The following is a 19,371-nucleotide window of genomic DNA, read 5'->3' on the forward strand; positions in this document are numbered from 1 at the left end:
GGACACGTCACGTTGATCGGTGAAGTGGGCGGCAAAAAGCGCCATCTTCAAAGGATGTTGCAGCCCTTGGGACAATGCAAAATCCAGCATCTGATGCGCGGAAAAGCTGTTCACGATGCGACTATCGGGGGTCAACCGGAAATCGATGCCCAACGATTGCCCGGTTCTTTGCATCTGAGCGCGGTTTTGGACGGATTGTTCGGGGGTCGTGCCGTATTTCTCTGCGATGTGTTCACCCAAATTCTGCCCTTCGGGTGGCATTGTTGGGTTTAACTCAAACGGATGCCAAAGGATTCGGGCCCCCATATTTGTCACGCCCAGCGCCTGTTCCAATTGGCGAAAGCCGACAATGCACCAAGGGCACATGATATCAGAGATGATGTCGATTTGGATCACTGGGTCAGAGGTGGTCATGGATGTGGCTTTCTATCAAAGGCTTAGTGTCTTTAAATCATGTCCCCTTGGGCAAAATTCAAGCGCAGAGCAGCTTTCCGGTGAAATAGTCAGAAAATTCTGACTTTGCGTATCTCATTCTTGTGGTGTCGTTCCTTCATACTTTAATCATAGGATGTTTTGCATGTTGACGAAAACCGTCACTGCGTCGGGCACTACCCAGCTTTCTGGGCCATGGCGCGCAACCATCGCTGGCGTCACATTGCAACACCGTCTCACTGCTGACCAACACAAATGGCGGCTTTACCACGGCTGCAGCAATGACGGACCCCAACATCGCGCTGAACGAACAGTTTTGCCTTGCGCGGACCTATGCCATCGCCAAAAGCGAGGACATGATCGCAAAAGTGCAGGGATTTACGCCGGATCAGATCGCCGCCCAATGTCAGGGATTCGCGCCCGCCATGCAGCCCTTTGTGACGGCATTGGGTCTAAAGACGCAGCCCGAAGTGGTGCAGGACGTGGCAAGCTTTATTCTGACCACGGGCATGTCACCTGCACAACTGAAGGGCACGGCACAGATTTGCATGGGCGTCGGATACCGCACGGATGATATGGATGTGGCGCTGGGCTCGGCTTTGATGATGTTCGCCATGGGGGATCATGTTTACGGCGAGGTAATGGGTCACCATCTGGCACCAGGCTTTGGAACGTCCCAGCGCGTTGATTCTGCGCGCGCGTGGTACATCGAAGGGCTGAACGCCATTGATCGCGGCGCACCTGCCGTTTTCGCCCCGGGCCAGCCTGAGTGCACAGATCTGTTGCGCAAAGCGTCGCTGTCCCTTGGCTCGACCAATTCGTCGGTGACGCCTGTGCAACCGCTTGTACAACCCGCATCTTTGCCCAGTTTTGGCATTGTAAGCGAATAAGCACTGCCGATGTGAACGCAGTTAAACCGGGGCCTTTCGAGGCTTCGGTTTTTCTTTGCAGTTTCTCTCTTGGCAAGGGGCGCGTTCATCGCTAAAGACGCCACACCAAGTCAAGGCATGCGGCCGTGGCGGAATTGGTAGACGCGCAGCGTTGAGGTCGCTGTGAGGTAACACTCGTGCGAGTTCGAGTCTCGCCGGCCGCACCACGATTCCTTTCATAGCACAAGGGATAACCGTCCGACCGGCTTTGCGCAGGGCGGCAATTGTTCCCAAAAAAATGAGAGCTTCGGTAGATCTGGGTTGCCTATTGCATCTGCACCACACGTTATTCGTATTTGCGAAGACGCGGACGCAATTGCACAATCTGCTTGCTGCACTTGTTTTGAAAAACAACGAAAGTTTCGACGCATATTAGCTGCGCACTTGTGCGCCCGTGATTGATCGTCCGAAGACCCACTTAGGTTCTGCTTTGATCCAACAAAGCGCAGTAAGGTGACGCGTGGGCTTGAACCTTGCCGCATCGTTCTATCCAATTGCCATGACACACGATCCCATGGAGAGAATATGCCGGGTCCGTTGGAAAGCTTAAATGTTGTCGAATTTGCGGGCCTTGGTCCGGCGCCATTGGCAGGGCAATTGCTGGCCGATCTGGGCGCACGCGTTACGGTTATCGACAAGGTGTCTTTGCCGGTCGATCCAAATGACGTGAACCGGCGCGGCAAGCGGTCCATTGCGCTGAACCTGAAATCTGATGACGGAAAAGCAGTGGCGCAGGCGCTGATTGCGCAATCCGATATTTTAATCGAAGGGTTTCGCCCCGGCGTGATGGAACGCTTGGGGCTTGGCCCAGATGCGTGCCCTGACACGCTGATCTATGGGCGCATGACGGGATGGGGTCAGACTGGGCCGTTGGCACAGGTGGCAGGGCACGACATTACCTATCTTGCGACCTCTGGCGCTTTGTCTTTGATGGGCAGTGCGGACATGCCGCCAAAACCACCCTTGAATCTGGTGGCGGATTACGGAGGCGGAACGATGTTCTTGCTGTACGGTGTGTTGGCGGCGATCATTTCCCGCGGCGTGACGGGCAATGGGCAGGTGGTTGATGCCGCGATGATCGACGGGGTGCCAGCGATGATGGGTTTGATCCATGGGTTGATGGGGCAGGGCGAATGGAGCACGCGCCCCGGTTCCAACTGGCTGGAGGGTGGCGCGCCGTTTTATCGTTGTTATCGTTGCGCCGATGGGCGCGACATCGCTGTTGGCGCGTTGGAACCGCAGTTTTACGCACTGTTAATCAAAGGGTTGGGTTTGAATGCTAAGGACCTTCCGGATCAGAATGACCGCAGCGCATGGCCTGCCATGTCGCAACGCTTTGCCGATGTTTTTGCACAGCAAGGCCGCGCCCACTGGGCGCAGGTGTTTGAGGGCACGGACGCCTGCGTTGCGCCTGTGCTGACATTGGATGAGGCCGCAGCGCATCCTCATCTGACCCAACGCGGTACCTATCTTGATGTGAATGGCAGACGCCAAGCCGCACCCGCCCCACGTTTTGGCGGGACGCCGACCTGTGCCACGCCTGTGCCAACCGCTCCGGGCGCAGATGCCGATGCGGTGCTGGGTGGCTTGGGCTTTGACACCGACGCCATCGCGGGCTTTCGCAAAAGCGGGGCGCTGACATGAAGGCCCTTGTTGTTGGTGGTGGGATTGGCGGCTTGGCCTGTGGCATTGCGTTGGCTTTGCGCGGTTGGCGGGTGTCTGTGCTGGAACAAGCGCCTGCATTGATTGAAATCGGCGCGGGTCTGCAAATTTCGCCCAATGGGTTCAAGGTGTTGCAGGCTTTGGGTGTGACAAAAGGCATGCAAGCAACGTTGTTTGAACCTGAAGCGATGGAGATGCGGATGGGGCGATCTGGCCGCTCGGTCTTTCGTCTGCCGTTGAAGGGTTACGCCAAAAACCGGTGGGGCGCGCCGTTTATCCATATCCACCGGGCTGATTTGGTTGCAGCGCTGCAAACGCGGTTGCTTGACTTGCAAGCCGACGCGATCGAGACGGGATGCCACGTCGAAAGTTATACGCAAACCGCAGATAGTGCGACTCTAACCCTTGCGGATGGCAGCACGCGCGCGGGCGATATTGCGATCGGCGCAGATGGGCTGCATTCGGTGATCCGCGCGCAGATGTTGGGGCCGGATCAACCACGCTATACTGGCAATATTGCGTGGCGCGCTGTGGTTCCGGTCACGGCGTTGGGCGACCATGTGCCGCCACCATCGGCCTGTGTTTGGGTTGGGGACAAACAGCATGCCGTCACCACCCGCCTGCGGGCCGGGACGCTGGTCAATTTTGTTGGCATGGTCGAAACCGAGGAACGCGCGCGTGAAAGTTGGGATGCCACAGGCAAGAAAACCCAAGCGCAGGCAGATTTTGCCGAGTGGGCACCGGAAATCTACACTGTGATTGCAAAGGCGCAGACGTTGCACCGCTGGGCGTTGTTTGACCGCGCACCACTGCCACGCTGGCACGATGGTCGGGTCGCCCTTTTGGGGGATGCGGCGCATCCAATGCTACCCTCAATGGCGCAGGGCGCTGTGCAAGCGCTTGAGGATGCATGGGTTTTGGCCGCGAAGCTTGCACAGGAAAATATGCCTGATGCCGCCTTTTCCACCTATTTCGATGAACGGATCGCACGCACGGCGCGGGTGCAAAAAGGATCAGCGACCAATGCAGCCTTGTTTCACAAGGCAACCACCCTTGGGGCGCTTGCATTCTATGGCCCCGTCGGCATCGCAGCGCGTTTGCGCCCCGATGCCTTTCATGCCCGGCAAGATTGGGTGTACCACTGTGACGTGACGGCGTCCGGTTAGGCGGGCACCGCGCTTTTAATCAATCCGCGCAAAGCGGCAGCGACGTCATTGATTTGCCTCATCGCATCGACCCGCGACAACACACCATGCCCATCGTAATAGTCGATCAGCGGTGCAGTTTGGGCGTGATAGGCTTCTAGCCGGGCGCCGGCAGCTTCGACCGTGTCATCCGCGCGGCGTTTCATGTCTGTGCCACCACAATTGTCGCAAACGCCTGCCGTGGCGGGGACTTTGAAGGTGTCGTGATAGCCTTCGCCGCAGCTTGCGCATGTGTAGCGCCCGGCGACACGCGTCACCATTGCGGCATCATCGACATCCAAGCTGATGACGCTGTCGATGCGTTGCTTGCTTTCGACCAAAAGCGCATCAAGCGCCTTTGCCTGTACGGTGGTGCGCGGGAAACCGTCCAAGATGACGCCGGTCGCGCAATCGGGTTCTGCCAAACGATCCCGCAGGATGTCGATAACGATCTGGTCGGACACAAGCCCGCCCGCCTTCATCACGGCATCGGCGGCTTGGCCTGCGTCGGTGCCTGCCGCAACGGCGGCCCGCAACAAATCACCCGTCGATAGTTGGACGTAGCCAAACTGTTCTTCCAGCATGCGTGCTTGGGTGCCTTTGCCGGCCCCTGGGGGGCCAAGCAAAATCAGAACGGGTGGAGCATTGGTTGTCATGCCATCACCCTTTGTTCATGCGGTTTTCGATCAAATCATCAACCACCGATGGATCGGCCAAGGTCGATGTGTCACCAAGTGTGGTGTGATCGTTTTCTGCAATCTTGCGCAGGATGCGGCGCATGATCTTGCCCGAGCGTGTCTTGGGCAGGCCCGGCGCCCATTGGATCAGATCAGGGCTGGCGATGGGGCCGATTTCAGTACGCACCCATGTGCGCAATTCTTTGCGCAACTCTTCGGATGGTTCTTGCCCATTCATCAAGGTGACATAGCAATAGATGCCTTGGCCTTTGATGTCGTGCGGGTAACCAACCACTGCGGCCTCGGCCACTGTGGCGTGTGCGACCAGCGCCGATTCAACTTCGGCTGTGCCCATCCGGTGCCCCGAGACGTTGATCACATCGTCAACACGGCCCGTGATCCAGTAATCGCCATCCTCATCGCGCCGACAGCCGTCACCGGTAAAGTAATAGCCTTTGTAGTCGCTGAAATACGTCTTTTCAAAGCGCTCGTGATCGCCCCAAACGGTGCGCATCTGCCCTGGCCAGCTGTCGGCAATGACCAACACGCCCTCAACCCCGTTGCCTTCGATGATATCACCGCTTGCGGGTTCCAAGACCAGGGGCTTGATGCCAAAGAACGGCTTCATCGCTGATCCGGGTTTGGTCGCATGTGCGCCGGGCAGGGGGGTCATGAGGTGACCGCCGGTTTCGGTCTGCCACCATGTGTCGACGATGGGGCAACGCCCGCCGCCAACGACTTCGTTGTACCAATTCCACGCCTCGGGGTTGATGGGTTCGCCGACGGTGCCCAGCAGTTTCAGGCTGGATAGATCGGCCTTTGCCACAGGGTCATTGCCATGGGCCATCAACGCGCGGATGGCTGTGGGCGCGGTGTAGAACTGCGCCACTTTGTGCTTTTCGCAAATCTGCCAAAAGCGCGATGCATCTGGATAGGTCGGCACGCCCTCAAACATCAAAGTAATGCCGCCATTCGCCAGTGGGCCATAAACGATATAGCTGTGGCCCGTGACCCAGCCTACGTCGGCCGTACACCAGTACACATCACCGTCTTGGTAATCGAATGTGGTTTCATGGGTCAGCGCAGCATAGACCAAATAACCGCCCGTGGTGTGCACAACGCCCTTTGGCTGACCGGTTGAACCCGAGGTATAAAGGATAAACAGTGGGTCTTCGGCGTTCATCTCTTCGACGGGGCAATCAGCAGGAACGTCAGCACCTGCTTCGTGCAACCAGTGATCCAAACCATCGCGCCACGCGATGTCTTGGCCAGTGCGTTGGATCACCAGGCAATGGGTGTCGTGGGCAACGTTGCTTAGGGCCTGGTCAACGTTGGCCTTCAGGTTGGTGGTGCGCCCACCGCGCGGTGCGCCATCGGAAGTAATGACCACCTTAGCGTCACATCCCGTCACGCGAGCGGCCAAAGCATCGGGTGAAAATCCAGCAAAAACAATGGAATGGATCGCACCGATACGCGTACAGGCCAACATGGCATAGGCGGCCTCGGGGATCATCGGCATATACAGAACAACGCGGTCGCCCTTGGAAACGCCCAAATCTTTCAACACATTGGCCATTTTGCAGGTTTCGGCGTGCAGTTGTTTGTAGGTGATGTGCAGCGCGTCATCTTCGGGGCTGTCGGGTTCCCAAATGATCGCAGTCTGATCGCCGCGGGTCGCAAGGTGGCGGTCGATGCAGTTGGCCGACACGTTCAGCGTGCCATCGGCGTACCAATTTATGTTAACGTTGCCAAAGGAATAGTCGACGTCTTTAACCTTGGAATAAGGCTTGATCCAGTCGATGCGCTTGCCATGTTCGTCCCAAAACGTGTCCGGATCCGCAATGGATGCGGCATACATCGCATCGTATTTGGCGGCGTCGACATGGGCGCGGGCGGCAAAGTCTGCGCTTGGGGCATAGGTTTTGGTGTCGGACATGGCAGTTCCTCCGGGTGGTCATGTTCGGTCTGTGTTGGAAACAGCGCGCACCTTGCCCGTCGATTGCGCGGACAGGGTAAATTGTGGCGAGGTCTCCTCCCTCAAGGGGCGATCATACGCAAAGCTGAAAAGAAAGGAATAACAGGTTGGGTTATAACGATTTTGGAGTAAAGTTTTTTCGTAAAATTCGACAATTCTGTAAATTTTTGCGCGATGTTAGTAAGTTTTTCCGTAATTTCGGCGGTTTGTATGTCAACGTGACGTCCACATGTGACGCTTGCATCGCACTTGTGTCGCTCAGCGGCCCTTTCTTGTCCTTGATTGGTGCGGATTCACATATCCAAGGCTGAACCGCCTTGCAGGTTCGGCTGGAGGAGCGTGAGCTCTTCAAACATCGGGCGGACGATGTGACGGACAAGGTTGCCACAATCGTCTGCTCTAGCAGACCGAACGCGGCTTTTCATGACTTCGAGCGCCGAGGTCCGCTGTGCGGATGTGGCGGATGGCTGCTGCATCAAACGGCGTTGCAATGTGCCGTAGTGCAGTTGCTATGAACTGCTTATGAGAGGGGGCATGCCAAGGCATATGACAACAATTCGCCTAGATCACTGACCGGCAGTTGATTGCGCCGCAATCAATGAGAAGGATGGCCAGCGGCCACGTGCGTCGCGCTTACAGGCCGAGCACAAGACTGCTTCTGATTAAAAGACGACCACAAAATTGTACTTGCTCAAAAGGGAGCGTTGATCAGATGTCCGCTGTGCAGACTTAGCGACAGTGCAAGTGCGACTAATCTCAATCTTTTACCGCACAGTTGTTGACGTGTTTCGTCTGCCGGATAGGCTAAGCTCTGTTGGGGCCAGCAGCGTCTAAGGATTAAGAATGAAACGAGTGGAGTGGCAGGATTGTAGGGAGGCATTCTACGTCGATGGTAGTTTGAGAGATATATACGTCCGAGACACGACCCTTGATGATTGGGATTTATTTTTGGGAGCTGTTTCTTCCCTGCTGACCGCAACGTTTGTAGATGGGGAACCGTATCCGTTACCTACACAAGCGTCCGAAATATTTGAAAGAAGTGCTGAGACATCTTTCCTGCTGAAGATAATTTTAGGCCAAGCAAAGATGAACTGTCATTTCTTCACAGAAGAAGAAATTGAGCTGGATATCGACCCATCGGAGGTAACGTCTCAAGTAGAATTTGATGCCATTGTCGATGTTTTGGCCCTAATTGGATCCGCCTTAGGTAGGGACGTTATTTTGACTGACGAAAATGTGCCGACGTCCATCTGGATTGTCTTTGATGCCATCAATGCGGATGTGCGTTTTATGACTGATTAACTAACCCACCTGACGTCAAGAAGGGCTCAAAGTTGACATCCGACGTTGTCGGTCGGGCAATTCCGTTCCGAAAGCGATATTAAGATCGGCTTGGCGGACAACGCGGCCGTTCATGACTTTGTTTTCTTCGACCATGTATCAGCCCAAAGCTGCCGTCGACTTCAATCGTTCATGCTGCATCGCAGCTACTCAAAAGCCATCCCTTGGCGGGGTGCCAACAACAAACCGATCTCGTCTTCGTTGATCCAGACTATCAGATCTCCAGACCCCTCATTGTATTCCGTCCAAATCGTTAACCGATACCACTATGTCAGGATCTTGACACGACGTATGGTTTTGAAGTTACGTTGCATTTACAATACCTTGAATGAAAAAGAGGCCAATCAAACCAACGATGGCGCGATCCGTGCAACAAGGCCCCTCTGGGCGAGGACCACCACCATGCTAAACACACTAACAACTCGCAATAGCCTAACTGTTACCACGGTCATTACCGCCTGCTGCTTGATGTTTGTTACCCCGCAAGGACGCGATCATTTTAACCTTAACCCTACAGCTGAATCCGAATTGATTTACCTAGCCGACTCGTCCCAAGCTCCGAACACTTCGACCCCGCAGACCCCATCAATCGCGTCGCCCAATATTGAGCCAGAACTAAATGACCTCGGGGCTGAGCTCGAAGCGCAAGCTGTCGAAGCATTAAAATTGTTTGCGGCCCCCGTACCTGAAGAAATCCCAGAACCAACTCCGGAAAAACGTTGAAGAAACGCCGCGAGATGATGAATTGGGCCACATTGGAAACTCGGTTTCTGGAGCCGCCGGATTTGTCATTGGCAAGGCCGTAGCTACTTCACATGATTTCGATTCCTAACGCTCCAACGTAGACGGATTCCACTTAGGCGAGGCATCGGACAGCGAAATCTTCGCCAATGACGTCCCGGCACAATGGCAGGGATCAACCCTTGCAAATTCGAACGCGCTTAGGTGAACGGTGCATCCTATTTTATCAGCAGAGATGTCCGAAATGTCCGTGGAGGTTGCCCCGTCTTGGCCTCAAAGGCACGGCTGAACGCGCTACGGGATGTAAAGCCAACCATTTCTGCAATTCGCTTAATTGGTAAGTCAGTGTCGCGCAACAACGTCGCCGCCCGCCGCATGCGCAGATCACGTAACAATTCCATCGGACCAGATCCGTAGGCATTTGCAAAGCGTTTAGCAAAGGCTGCTCGGCTCATGTGGACGCTATCCGCTAAGCTTTCTACAGTGTGGTTGTCGCCTGGACTATCAAGCATCACACGCAGTGCATTCCAAATAGTTGGGTCCGCCAAGGCCGCCATCCAGTGCAAAGCGGTATTGGCTCCTGCCAACCGTTTACGCAGCATTTCGATCATACATTGCTTCAAAAGGGCCCTGATCATGGCACGACTGCCTATGCTGGGATTGGATATCTCGTGCAACAAAGCCTGTAAGGATGAACGCAATCGGCTCGGTGATGAAACATTTTCGACGAGCGGTTCACGTATCAGGTCAATGATGTCAGTCACTCCGCGCAACCCAACATCGACGTGAGAGCATAATGCAATCAATCGACCATCTTCACCGCAATCTGAAGTGGACATCAGATGTCCAAGATTAAGAGCTGCCGGTTTGCACTCTGGCACCGGATCACCGGCAGCGCCAAAGCTACGGAGTGCATGGCTTTGAAGCGCAGGGATAAGGACAAGTGAACCACGCGACACCTTAAAAGGGGCGCGCGACCTTAAGGCGATTTCGCCTTCACCCGACAGGATGTAGTGCAACGTTGTTGAAGCGTCACGCCCCAGCCCAAGATTGCACGCGCCACGCAATTCACAAATGGCGAAGGGTTCTGTCCTAATCTCAAGTTCGTCAAAGACATGGTCAAAGTTCATGAGCTTTTTGTGGCTGAGTTATAGACGATAAGATACCTTTTTTGGATCTATGTCGCGAGTCCAAGACGGAAAAGCACATAGGCGGTCATACCGTGATGATACGTCAAACCAACAAAGGGAATGTTAAGATGTGTAATTGCGATGATCCGAACCACAATCACGATAAAATCTCGCGCCGGACTGCCCTGCGCGGTGGGTTGGCTGCAACGGCTGCGGCGGCAACGACCGTTGCGGCGACAACTGCTTCCGCTCAAACTGTAGATCGGTATGCAGACTCTCCAGATGCGGTTCTGCCACCGTCGAACATGAAATTGGACCTCAGCCGCGCGGCTTTGGTCGTAACGGATCCACAGGTCGATTTTTTAAGTCCCGATGGTGTTACATGGGGCGTTGTTGGCCCGTCTGTGACCGAACACAACACAGTTGAAAACATCGAAAGCCTGTTCAAAGCAGCAAAAGCTGCCGACATCACGGTTGCTGTGTCTCCGCACTATTACTACCCAACCGACCATGGGTGGAAGTTCGAAGGGGCATTAGAAAAACTAATGCACAAAATTGGCATGTTTGACCGCAAAGGTCCATTGGACCTAGACGGATTTGAAGGGTCTGGTGCTGACTGGATGCCGCAGTACAAACAGTACATCAACGATGGCAAAACAATCGTCACGTCGCCTCACAAAGTTTATGGGAACGACACGAACGATTTGTCACTGCAATTGCGTAAGCAAGGTGTTGATCAGGTCATTCTGTCCGGCATGTCGGCGAACCTGTGCACTGAATCCCATATGCGTGAACTGCTTGAGCAAGGTTTCGAAGTTGCGGTTGTTAAAGACGCGACGGCTGCTGCGATCATCCCTGATGGTGATGGCTATTTGGCTGCTTTGACTAACTTCCGCTTCATGGCAAACGCGGTTTGGACCACAGAAGAAGCGGTTGCACTGATGAAAGCCGCTGGCTAATCAAATTGAAAACCCGCCCAGATTTCTTCTGGGCGGGTTTTTTGTTAACTGTTTTAGACGGTGTCGGCATTGCCTTCATAAGATCGGCGTCTAGAAAGACATGGATGTGCCGCACATTTCCATCCAGCAAAAACCTGTCTCGAACCATGCCGTCCAACGCTTCAGCTGCTCCTTAAGGGCGCTGAGTGGTTGCCGAAATTTGTTAGGGTTGCACCCTGATTGTCGGCTTTAGCTGCGTAGCCGAACTTCGCCAGATTGGACATGAAACGGACTTTCGCTGCGCAATGCACTACGGTCTAGCTCTTTATTTCTGGGCAGATGACGTGACGATTGATGTGCGCAGGTGGTCGCCGTAATTTCGGTTAAATCGCTTCGGGTGTGCATTCATCTTGGCAATGGCGCTGCTCCGCGTTAGCCTCTTCCTCAAGCGGACGAACGACGTTCCGCATCTAGGGAGAAAATCAATGAATAAATTTGCAGTAGGCGCTGTTGTCGCCGCTATGTCTGGCACCTTCGCGATGGAAGCCGCCGCAACAGAATGGAACGTTTCCGTCTGGGGCAAGCGCCGCGCGTTCACAGAACACGTCGAAAAGCTGGCCGAACTGGTTGCCGAAAAGACAAACGGCGAATTCACCATGAACGTCAGCTATGGCGGTCTGTCCAAGAACCGTGAAAACCTTGATGGCATCTCCATCGGCGCGTTTGAAATGGCGCAGTTCTGTGCCGGTTACCACGCCGACAAAAACCGCGTGATCACCGTGCTCGAACTGCCGTTCCTTGGGGTTGAGACCCTTGAACAAGAAGTTGCCGTGGCCCGCGCCGTTTATGCGCACCCCGCCGCGACCGAAGAAATGGCACAGTGGAACGCCAAACTGCTGATGACGTCACCAATGCCGCAGTACAACCTTGTTGGTACAGGCGAGCCTCGCGATAAATTGGCTGATTTCGATGGCATGCGTGTGCGTGCGACCGGTGGTCTGGGCAAAGCGTTCGAATCTGTTGGCGGTGTTCCGACATCCGTCACCGCAACCGAGGCTTATCAGGCCATGGAAGGCGGCGTAGTGGACACAGTCGCCTTTGCTCAGCATGCGCACCTGTCGTTTGGCACAATCAACCAAGCGGATTGGTGGACAGCCAACCTGAACCCCGGCACCGTGAACTGCCCGGTTGTTGTGAACGTCGACGCCTATGACTCGCTCAGCGATTCTGAGCGTGAAGCGCTGGACAGCTCGATCCCTGAAGCCATCGCGCACTACCTCGAAAACTACGGCGAGTTGCTGACGCGTTGGGATTCGGTTCTGGAAGAAAAAGGCGTTCAAAAGGTCGAAGTCGCCGATGACGTCATTGCGGAATTCCAGTCCGTTGCTGGCAAGCCGATCCAAGACGCATGGATTGCTGACATGGAAGCCCAAGGCCTGCCGGGCCAAGAGCTGTACGACCTTGTTGTCAAAACACTGGCTGAAGCCAAAGGCGGCAGCTAAACCAATCAAGGGTCGCCTGCTTTATCAGGCGGCCCTTTTTTACAATAATAAAAAACGAGGGGATCGGTCATGGCAGGCTCTGCTGCTGTGCTTGAGGATTCCAGTCTGCTGAGCAGGTTGGACCGGGCACTTTTACCAATCGAAAGATTTGGCGCGCTGTTAAGTGGCCTTGCGATCTTTTCCCTGATGTTTCTGGCTGCCTATTCGGTGACGGGGCGCAAGTTCTTTGCCTCGCCGCTGGCGGGCTATGTCGATTACATCGAAGCGGCCATGCCGATTATCGCCATCATGGGCGTATCTTTTGTGCAGCGCGACGGCACCCATGTGCGCATGGATATGCTGGTTTCTGCCCTCAAGGGGCGCTTGCTGTGGTTCTTTGAACTGGTGTCAGTGTTGTTGATGCTGGTGCTGATTGTGGCCCTGACGTGGGGCGCGTGGGAACATTTTGACCGCTCGTTTGATTGCGCGCGCCCGTTGTGCAGCCGGGACAGTTCCATTGATATTGGACTTCCGATCTGGCCCTCAAAACTGATTGTTCCGATTGCCTTTGGCATCCTTGCGCTGCGGTTGTTGTTGCAGGCGTGGGGTTATGCGCGCGCGCTTGTCCTTGGGCTTGAAAACCCTGTGGCTGTGCCGCTGTCCCTGACCGTGGCCGAACAGGCCCGGATCGAGGCTGAATCGCTGGAAGGGCCCGAATAATGGAACCTATTGATATCGGCCTTTGGGTCAGCGGCGGCATGCTGGTCTTTGTCCTATTGGGCATGCGCGTGGCCTTTGCTGCGGGCATGGCCGGCTTTGTCGGTCTGGTTTGGCTGCGTTGGAATGGGTTTGATTATGATCCGGAACGCTTTTGGAAAGCGATTGAGATCAGCGTTAAAGTCGCAGGACTGACGCCGCACTCCAAAGTGTCGGCGCAAGTGTTGTCGCTGATCCCGGTGTTTATCCTGATCGGATACCTTGCCTATTACGCCAAGCTGACGACGGCGCTGTTTACCGCCGCCAAGCGTTGGATTGCATGGGTGCCGGGGGGCTTGGCTGTGTCGACCGTCTTTGCTACCGCAGGTTTTGCGGCTGTGTCGGGCGCGTCGGTGGCCACGGCTGCCGTGTTCGCCCGCATCGCGATCCCCGAGATGCTAAAGATCGGGTACAACAAACAATTCGCCGCAGGGGTCGTGGCAGCAGGGGGCACGCTGGCTTCGCTGATCCCACCCTCGGCCATCCTTGTGATCTATGCGATCATCGTCGAACAAGACGTGGGCAAGCTGCTGCTTGCGGGCTTTGTACCCGGTGCGTTTTCGGCTGTGGTCTATGCAGGGCTTATCATCGGCATCGCCATGATCTGGAAAAACGTGGGCCCCGCAGTCAGCGGCTTTACATGGCGCGAACGCTTTGAATCGCTGCCCCCCGCGATGCCGATTTTTGCCGTGGTCATCATCATTATCTTCTTTGTTTACAACCCATTCGGAGACGCCTGGGGCACCCCAACCGAAGGCGGCGCCATAGGGGCGTTCATCATCTTCCTTATGGCGCTTTATCGCGGCATGCGGTGGAAAGAACTCAGCCGCGCCTTGCTTGATACCGCCAAGCTGACCGTGATGATCTTTACCATCATCTGGGGCGTGCTGATCTATGTGCGCTTTCTTGGGTTTGCAGAGCTGCCTGCCGCGTTTTCTGACTGGATCACGTCGCTCGATATGTCACCGATGCTGATCCTGATTTGCATCCTTTTGGGCTATGCCGTCTTGGGCATGTTCATGGACGCAATCGGCATGCTTTTGCTAACGCTGCCCGTGGTGTACCCGGCGGTCATGGCCTTGAACGGAGGTGAATTTGTATCGGCAGCCGACAGTGCATTCGGCATGTCAGGACCGATGTGTGCGATCTGGTTCGGCATTTTGGTGGTCAAGATGGCCGAGTTCTGTCTGATCACGCCGCCCATTGGCCTCAATTGTTTTGTGGTGGCGGGTGTGCGCGATGATCTGACGGTTCAGGACGTGTTCAAAGGTGTGACCCCGTTTTTCATCGCCGATGCGGCGACCATTGCGATGTTGGTGGCGTTTCCGGGGATCGTGCTGTGGCTGCCATCGTTGGCGGGATAGATCCGCGATAGTTTGCTGTGCAAGTAGGCCCATGTCGCACTGCAATTGTGCATTGCCAACTTGCGTCTTGCGCGACGCATGCCTACTCATGTCCTCGCCCTGCTTGCTGAAGGAGGCCCAACGATGGCTGCAGACCAAACGCTAAAAACCTACGATCTTTTTGTCATTGGCGGTGGGATCAATGGCACCGGCATCGCGCGTGATGCGGCGGGGCGGGGGATGACTGTGGCCTTGGCCGAGATGAACGATTTGGCTTCTGCCACGTCCTCGGCTTCGACCAAACTGTTTCACGGCGGTTTGCGCTATCTTGAGTATTTCGAAATCAACCTTGTGCGTCACGCCTTGGAAGAACGCGAAACATTGTTGCGCGCCATGCCCCATATCAGTTGGCCGATGCGGTTTGTGTTGCCTTACCACCGCGACATGCGGTTTGAATCCGAAACCCCTGTGTCACGACTGCTTGCGACCGTCATGCCGTGGATGAAGGGGCGCAGGCCTGCATGGATGATCCGGTTGGGGCTGTTTGCCTATGACCACTTGGGCGGGCGCAAGATTTTGCCTGCGACCAGCACATTGGCGTTGCACGGCACAGCCGAAGGCGCGCCGTTGGTCGAAAAATTCGAAAAAGCCTATGAATATTCCGATTGCTGGATCGAGGATTCGCGCCTTGTGGTGTTGAATGCCCGTGACGCGGCGGATCGCGGCGCGCGCGTTATGGTGCGCACCCGTGTGGACGCGGCAGAGCGGCAGGGCGACACGTGGCAGATCACGCTGCGCGACATGGACACAGACGCCACTGAAATCGTGCAAGCACGCATGCTGATCAACGCGGCTGGCCCGTGGGTTGGCGATATCATTCACGGCAAGCTGGGTTTGAACACAAACGAAGGCGTGCGGTTGGTGCGCGGCAGCCACATCGTGACCAAGCGGCTGTTTGATCACGACAAATGCTATTTCTTCCAAGGCACCGATGGGCGCATCATCTTCGCCATCCCTTACGAGACCGATTTTACCTTGATCGGGACCACCGACGCCGAACATCAAGATCCGCATGACGCCCCGACCTGCACACCCGAAGAACAGCAATATCTGCTGGATTTCGCCAACGGCTATTTCAAACAAGATATCAAAGCGGACGACATCGTGTGGACCTATTCCGGGGTACGCCCGCTTTATGATGATGGGGCTGCGAATGCCTCGGCTTTGACGCGCGATTATACGTTGAATGTGGATGCAAATGGCGCGCCGGTTCTGAATATCTTTGGCGGCAAGATCACCACATACCGCAAACTGGCCGAGGACGTGATGGACAAAGTCGCCCCTTTCTTTGACGACATGTCAGGGCATTGGACGGCAGGTGTGGCCTTGCCCGGTGGCGATTTTGCGGTGGACGGGGTCGATGCTTTGATCTCGAAATTGATGGCAGAGTTTCATTTTCTGAACCTGTTTTGGGCACGCCGATTGATCCGCGCCTATGGCACGTTGGCATGGGACGTGCTGGGTGATGCGCAGAACGCGGACGACCTTGGCACGGCCTTTGGTGCCACATTGAGTGCGCGCGAAGTTGAATGGTTGATGAACCGCGAATTTGCCCGCAGCGCCGAAGACATCGTTTGGCGGCGCAACAAGTTGGGCCTGCGGTTAAGCAGCGACGAAATCGCCGCATTGCAAACGTGGATTGAAGCGCAGCAACCCAAGGGCTAAAGCGACGGCCTGTCCTTGACCTCTGGGCGGCTTTGGGCAAAAGCTTGCCTTTCCGTGCGGGGTCATTGGTGGCAAAATTTCAAGCGCGGGCACAACAAAGACGATCGGTTCTCGACAAGATTTGTCGATTATGTTTGATCTGCGCAGAATGCGCCCCTTCGAGGGGCTGAAAATACATCGGATCGGGGGATTTCGTGTCGCTTTTCATTATCGTCGCGTTGCCTTTCTTGGGCGCTTTGCTGCCTGGCATCATGAATTCAGCGGGCCGCGCGGCTTGTGCTGGCGTCACATTCACCGTCTCGCTGGCAGCGTTCATCGGATTGCTGACCAACTTGCCGTCGGTGTTGGCGGGCGAAGTGGTTATGGCGCGCGTCGATTGGATGCCGCTGTTGGGGTTGAATTTTACCTTGATGCTGGACGGGCTTGGCTTTTTCTTTGCGCTGCTCATTTTGGGCATTGGGCTGCTTATCATCGCCTACGCGCGCAATTACCTTAGCCGCGAAGACAACATGGGCCAGTTTTTCACCTATCTGCTGCTGTTTCAGGGCGCGATGGTTGGGATCGTCTTGTCTGATAACATCCTGCTTTTGCTTATTTTCTGGGAACTCACGTCGCTGTCGTCGTTCCTTTTGATCGGCTATTGGAAACACCTGCCCGAAGGGCGGCAAGGTGCGCGTATGGCGCTGACGGTTACGGGCATGGGTGGCCTTGCCATGATCGGTGGCATGCTGATTTTGGGCCAGATTGTGGGCAGTTACGATCTGTCCGTTATCCTTCAGAACCGAGACCTGATCCAAGCCGACCCACTTTATGTGCCAGCGTTGATCCTGATTTTGCTTGGCTGTTTCACCAAGTCCGCGCAGTTCCCGTTCCACTTCTGGCTGCCGCACGCGATGGCAGCACCAACGCCGGTGTCAGCCTATCTGCACTCGGCCACGATGGTGAAGGCGGGTATATTCTTGATGGCGCGCATGTGGCCGGTGCTGTCAGGCACGCCGGAATGGTTTGTGATCGTCACCACCGCTGGCCTTGTGACCATGGTGTTGGGCGCTGTGATTGCGCTGTTCAAACACGATCTTAAAGCGCTGTTGGCGTTTTCGACGGTCAGTCATTTGGGTCTTATCACGATGCTTTTGGGGACCGGAACTGCCTTTGGCGCGATGGCGGCGATGTTCCACATTTTAAACCACGCCACCTTTAAAGCTGCGTTGTTTATGTCTGCAGGCATCATCGATCACGAGGCCCACACCCGCGATATTCGTCTCCTTGGGGGCTTGCGCAAGTTGATGCCAGTGACCTTTGTGATTGCCACTGTGGCGGCTTTGTCGATGGCGGGTATTCCGCTGCTCAACGGGTTCTTGTCCAAAGAGATGATGCTGGAAGAGGCCGGGCACACCGTTTTATTCGACATTCCTTGGCTGGTGCCTGCACTGGCGACGTTCGGTTCGCTGTTTTCTGCCGCCTATTGCTTCCGCTTGATTGGGCACACGTTCCTTGGTCCGGTGCGCCATGATTATCCCGCCCAACCGCATGATCCGGGGGCAGGGTTGTGGTTGCCGCCTGCGATCCTTGTGGTGATGGTTGTGGTGATCGGGGTTGCGCCGTTCTTGGCCGAGCCATTCATCAAGTTGGTCACAGCATCCGTATTGGGTGGCGTGGTTGAGGTGCCGACAGCGCACTTCAAAATCTGGCACGGATTGGTGCCGGCGCTGTTCTTGTCGATCGTCGCCGTCTTGGGCGGTTTGGCGATGCTGTTTCTGTTCAAGCCGGCTTTGCGTCTGTGGGATGCTGCACCGCGCCCCGAGGCCAAAGCGATTTTTGAAGCCATCATCGAGGCCGCCGCTAAGCTGGCGCAAAAGATCATCCTGCCGCTGCACAATGGCGCGTTTTCGCGCTATGCGGCCATCGGTGCTGTAGCAATTATTGCCGCTGGTTTTCATGCATGGACGACAGGCACCGTGGCAACGCCGACACGTCATGCACAACCCGCTGATCCGGTTGTGATTGCAGGGTGGGGGATGTTGGTGGCGGCGACGGTCGGCCTTGTGCTGCTGCACCGCAACCGGTTGCTTTCGCTGATCCTGATTGGGATTGTTGGGCTGATCGTGTCCATCGGGTTCGTGTTCTTTAGCGCACCTGATCTGGCCATGACACAGTTCACGGTCGAAGTTGTAACGATCATCCTGCTGCTGCTTGCGCTGAACTTCTTGCCCAAACACACCCCAATAGAAAGCTCGATCTTGCGCCGTGTGCGTGATGCGGGTGTGGCGGTTGCGGGTGGTTTGGCGACCTTTGGGCTGGCCTATCACTTTTTACTGCGCGACGCGGTTGCGACGCCGATTTCGGAATTCCATCTGGTCAATTCCTACAAAGGCGGCGGCGGCACCAATGTGGTCAACGTGATTTTGGTCGATTTCCGTGGCTTTGACACCTATGGCGAGATCATCGTGCTCGGCATTGCCGCGCTGTTGATCTATGCGCTGACGGATGCGTTGCTGCGCGGTCCTGTGCGTGCGCGTTTGCTGAACCGCAAACCGGATCAGGCGCGGGCAGGCGACATGCATCCGATGATGATGGTGGTGGTGACGCGGGTGATCATGCCTGTGGTTATGCTGGTTGGTTTCTATATCTTTCTGCGCGGTCACAACGAACCGGGTGGCGGCTTTATCGCCGGACTGATCGTGTCGATTGGCGTTGTTATGCAATATATGGCAAGCGGCTTTTCATGGGCCTCAGCGCGTTTGAAATACCCATACCACGGGGTGATCGGGGCCGGGGTCTTGGTGGCGGGGCTGACGGGCATTGGGTCTTGGTTTGTGGGCAAACCGTTCCTGACGTCTGACTTTACCTATGTGACCATCTGGCCGTTCCAAAAGTTCGAAGTGGCCACAGCCGCCTTGTTTGATGTGGGCGTGTTTTTGGCCGTGGTCGGTGCTGTGATGCTGTCGCTTGAAAGCTTTTCGCGACTTGCACGCCGCGCGCACGAACCTGAAACCGAATTTGCGATGGATATCGACCCGTCGCGCGACGACGACGATGCAAAGGAGGCCACATAAC

At 55.6% G+C, this 19,371-nt stretch carries 15 protein-coding genes and 1 tRNA gene; 12 read left to right on the plus strand and 4 right to left on the minus strand.

Going from position 1 to position 19,371, the window contains the following annotated elements:
* The coding region (locus ABJF76_RS15490; RefSeq protein WP_413822612.1) for a DsbA family oxidoreductase at positions 1–414 on the minus strand (414 nt) is incomplete at its 3' end.
* A gap of 299 nt (positions 415–713) precedes the next feature.
* Here ABJF76_RS15490 and ABJF76_RS15495 point away from each other — a divergent pair.
* From ABJF76_RS15495 to ABJF76_RS15510, 4 genes are all read left to right on the plus strand, one after another.
* Positions 714–1,322 carry a hypothetical protein gene (locus ABJF76_RS15495; RefSeq protein ID WP_413819497.1) on the plus strand — a complete coding sequence of 203 codons (609 nt, stop codon included), beginning with the start codon at positions 714–716 and terminating at the stop codon, positions 1,320–1,322.
* A 119-nt stretch (positions 1,323–1,441) separates the two neighbouring features.
* Positions 1,442–1,528: transfer RNA gene (locus ABJF76_RS15500), tRNA-Leu, on the plus strand.
* A 358-nt stretch (positions 1,529–1,886) separates the two neighbouring features.
* Positions 1,887–3,005, plus strand: a complete 1,119-nt coding sequence (locus tag ABJF76_RS15505) for a CaiB/BaiF CoA transferase family protein (protein WP_413819496.1) — start codon at positions 1,887–1,889, stop codon at positions 3,003–3,005.
* Entirely contained in the window at positions 3,002–4,189 is a 1,188-nt protein-coding gene (locus ABJF76_RS15510) for an FAD-dependent monooxygenase (RefSeq protein ID WP_413819495.1), read from the plus strand. Before ABJF76_RS15505 ends, ABJF76_RS15510 begins: the two co-directional genes overlap by 4 nt.
* Here the strand turns inward: ABJF76_RS15510 and ABJF76_RS15515 are convergent.
* Together ABJF76_RS15515 and acs are read right to left on the minus strand one after the other, a co-directional pair.
* Positions 4,186–4,863 (minus strand): adenylate kinase, encoded by a 678-nt coding sequence (locus tag ABJF76_RS15515; protein ID WP_413819494.1) that lies wholly within the window; start codon positions 4,861–4,863, stop codon positions 4,186–4,188. The genes ABJF76_RS15510 and ABJF76_RS15515 overlap by 4 nt on opposite strands.
* Before the next feature lie 4 nt (positions 4,864–4,867).
* Positions 4,868–6,820, minus strand: a complete 1,953-nt coding sequence (acs, locus tag ABJF76_RS15520; RefSeq protein WP_413819493.1) for an acetate--CoA ligase — start codon at positions 6,818–6,820, stop codon at positions 4,868–4,870.
* An 882-nt stretch (positions 6,821–7,702) separates the two neighbouring features.
* On the opposite strand from acs, the gene ABJF76_RS15525 reads away from it, so the two are divergent.
* Complete coding sequence (locus ABJF76_RS15525; protein ID WP_413819492.1) at positions 7,703–8,161, plus strand: hypothetical protein; 459 nt, start codon at positions 7,703–7,705, stop codon at positions 8,159–8,161.
* Positions 8,162–8,602: 441 nt separating this feature from the next.
* Positions 8,603–8,923, plus strand: a complete 321-nt coding sequence (locus ABJF76_RS15530; protein WP_413819491.1) for a hypothetical protein — start codon at positions 8,603–8,605, stop codon at positions 8,921–8,923.
* 236 nt (positions 8,924–9,159) lie between these two features.
* Here ABJF76_RS15530 and ABJF76_RS15535 read toward each other — a convergent pair whose 3' ends face one another.
* Positions 9,160–10,071, minus strand: coding sequence for an AraC family transcriptional regulator (locus ABJF76_RS15535; protein ID WP_413819490.1), 912 nt, complete (start codon positions 10,069–10,071; stop codon positions 9,160–9,162).
* 128 nt (positions 10,072–10,199) lie between these two features.
* Here ABJF76_RS15535 and ABJF76_RS15540 point away from each other — a divergent pair, with 128 nt between their 5' ends.
* The 6 genes from ABJF76_RS15540 (at position 10,200) to ABJF76_RS15565 (ending at position 19,370) form a co-directional block, all read left to right on the plus strand.
* Positions 10,200–11,030 (plus strand): cysteine hydrolase, encoded by an 831-nt coding sequence (locus ABJF76_RS15540; RefSeq protein ID WP_413819489.1) that lies wholly within the window; start codon positions 10,200–10,202, stop codon positions 11,028–11,030.
* Between the two features lie 464 nt (positions 11,031–11,494).
* Complete coding sequence (gene dctP, locus ABJF76_RS15545) at positions 11,495–12,511, plus strand: TRAP transporter substrate-binding protein DctP (RefSeq protein WP_413819488.1); 1,017 nt, start codon at positions 11,495–11,497, stop codon at positions 12,509–12,511.
* Positions 12,512–12,580: 69 nt separating this feature from the next.
* A complete protein-coding gene (locus tag ABJF76_RS15550) occupies positions 12,581–13,210 on the plus strand; it encodes a TRAP transporter small permease subunit (RefSeq protein ID WP_413819487.1) in 630 nt (209 codons plus the stop codon).
* Positions 13,210–14,610, plus strand: a complete 1,401-nt coding sequence (locus ABJF76_RS15555) for a TRAP transporter large permease (protein WP_413819486.1) — start codon at positions 13,210–13,212, stop codon at positions 14,608–14,610. Before ABJF76_RS15550 ends, ABJF76_RS15555 begins: the two co-directional genes overlap by 1 nt.
* Before the next feature lie 123 nt (positions 14,611–14,733).
* Entirely contained in the window at positions 14,734–16,314 is a 1,581-nt protein-coding gene (gene glpD, locus ABJF76_RS15560; protein ID WP_413819485.1) for a glycerol-3-phosphate dehydrogenase, read from the plus strand.
* Between the two features lie 194 nt (positions 16,315–16,508).
* Positions 16,509–19,370: a monovalent cation/H+ antiporter subunit A gene (locus ABJF76_RS15565; RefSeq protein WP_413819484.1), complete on the plus strand. Its 2,862-nt coding sequence runs from the start codon at positions 16,509–16,511 to the stop codon at positions 19,368–19,370.
* Position 19,371 lies beyond the last annotated feature (1 nt).

Origin of the sequence: Tateyamaria sp., from assembly GCF_039940735.1 — a bacterium.
Taxonomy (GTDB): Bacteria; Pseudomonadota; Alphaproteobacteria; order Rhodobacterales; family Rhodobacteraceae; genus Tateyamaria.